The following is a 1,507-nucleotide window of genomic DNA, read 5'->3' on the forward strand; positions in this document are numbered from 1 at the left end:
AGGCCCCGCCCCGCCCGGTCCGGTCCGGTCCGGCCCGGGGACTACGAGGTGACGGCGTCGTCCATGGACTGCTGCCAGTAGCTCACCTTGAGCGAGTCGTCGATGTACAGACCCTTGGCGGGCAGCGAAGGGTTGCTTCCCGCGCCGACGCTCTCGTTGCCGGAGGGGCCGTGGAAGTAGACGGCCAGCGAGGTCTCGGTGTGACCGTGGGCGCCGCTGCCGTCGGCGGCGGACAGGCTCACCGAGGCGTAGCCGGACTCGCCGGGCTTGAGCGTGACGACGGCCTGCGGCTTGGAGTCCTCGATGACCGGCGGTACCGACTGGGCCTCGCCGAAGCGCACGGCCGGGTAGCCGTAGAGGTAGCAGGGGGCGCTGCCGGTGTTGGTGACGGTCAGCAGCAGGTGGTTGACCGGGCGGGTCAGCGGGGCCGCGACGGTCTTGGTGACGGAACCCTCGCAGGTGACGGCCTTGCCGTCCGCGGCGCTCGGGGGCTTCGGGGCGGCGGGCGCCTTCGCGGAGGGCTTGGCGGAGGCGGGTGAGCCGCTCTGGGCCGGGGCGCCGGTCGCGCCGGTCGCGGCGGGGGCACCGGTGGCGGGTGCGGGTGCGGGGGCCGCGGGGGCGGGGGCGCTCGCGGCGGGCGGGGCGGTGGGCGCCGGGGAGTTCGCGGAGGTCCCCTTGCCACCCGCGTCCGCCGCGTCGTCGTTGCACGCCGTCAGGGTGAGCGCGGCGAGCGCGGCGGTCGCGACGGCGGCCAGGAGGCGGGTGCGGGAGGTACGGGCGGTGCGGATGCCGGACATGTGGGCGTGGCCTCTTCGAAGATCGTTCGGTGTGGTGCTTGGATGACCGGAGCCTGCCCGGTGCTCCGTCCCAGCCGCCACGGTCGACGGCCGGTCAGGGACGCTGGGACACTGGGAGGGGCCCTGAGCAGGGGGGATGCCGGGGCCCTGGAACACGGGGATGAGACATGGGGGTTGGACGATGGGAATGCCGCACGCGCCGGGGAGCCCGGCGGCGGACGATCTCGCGGCACTGCTGGGGGAACTGAAGGAGCGTTCGGGGCTCAGTTACGGGACGCTCGCCAAGCGCCTGCACCTGAGCACCTCGACGCTGCACCGCTACTGCATCGGCGCCGTGGTGCCGCCCGAGTTCGCGCCGCTGGACCGCCTGGCGCGGCTCTGCCGGGCGACACCGCAGGAGCTGATGGAACTGCACCGGCGCTGGATCCTGGCCGACGGGGCGCGCCGGGCCCGGCCGGGGCAGGAGGCGGGGGCCTCCGCGCCCGGCGCCGTACCTGCTGCCGGCGCCGCACCCGCGGCCGTACCGGAGCCCGAACGGGACGCGGACGCCGGACCGGAGCCCGTACGGGACGCAGGCCCGGCGCCGGACGAGCCGCCGCCGCCCGGGCCGGCCGAGGAGGAGGACGAGCCGGTCGCCGCCACCGTGCTGTCCGGGAAGGACGTACCGTCCGCCGCCCCCGCGCCGTGGCGGGGCCGGCGCGGAGTGCTGC

Annotated in this window: 2 protein-coding genes; one reads left to right on the forward strand and one right to left on the reverse strand. The window is 76.2% G+C overall.

All coding sequences use genetic code 11. The annotated features are described in order from the left end of the window. Nucleotides 1–41: 41 nt before the first annotated feature. Nucleotides 42–797, reverse strand: a complete 756-nt coding sequence (locus ACFU6K_RS38770) for a DUF4232 domain-containing protein (RefSeq protein WP_380671332.1) — start codon at nt 795–797, stop codon at nt 42–44. Nucleotides 798–978: 181 nt separating this feature from the next. Between ACFU6K_RS38770 and ACFU6K_RS38775 the strand changes: the two genes are divergently transcribed. Then, a partial coding sequence (locus tag ACFU6K_RS38775; protein ID WP_380671334.1) for a helix-turn-helix domain-containing protein occupies nt 979–1,507 on the forward strand: 529 nt, incomplete at its 3' end.

The organism is Kitasatospora sp. NPDC057512 (genome assembly GCF_042802135.1).
Classification (GTDB): domain Bacteria; phylum Actinomycetota; class Actinomycetes; order Streptomycetales; family Streptomycetaceae; genus Kitasatospora.

What these genes read in the sequence shown, in the direction of transcription:
- ACFU6K_RS38770 (WP_380671332.1), bottom strand. Translation starts at nt 797, where the DNA reads ATGTCCGGCATCCGCACCGCCCGTACCTCCCGCACCCGCCTCCTGGCC.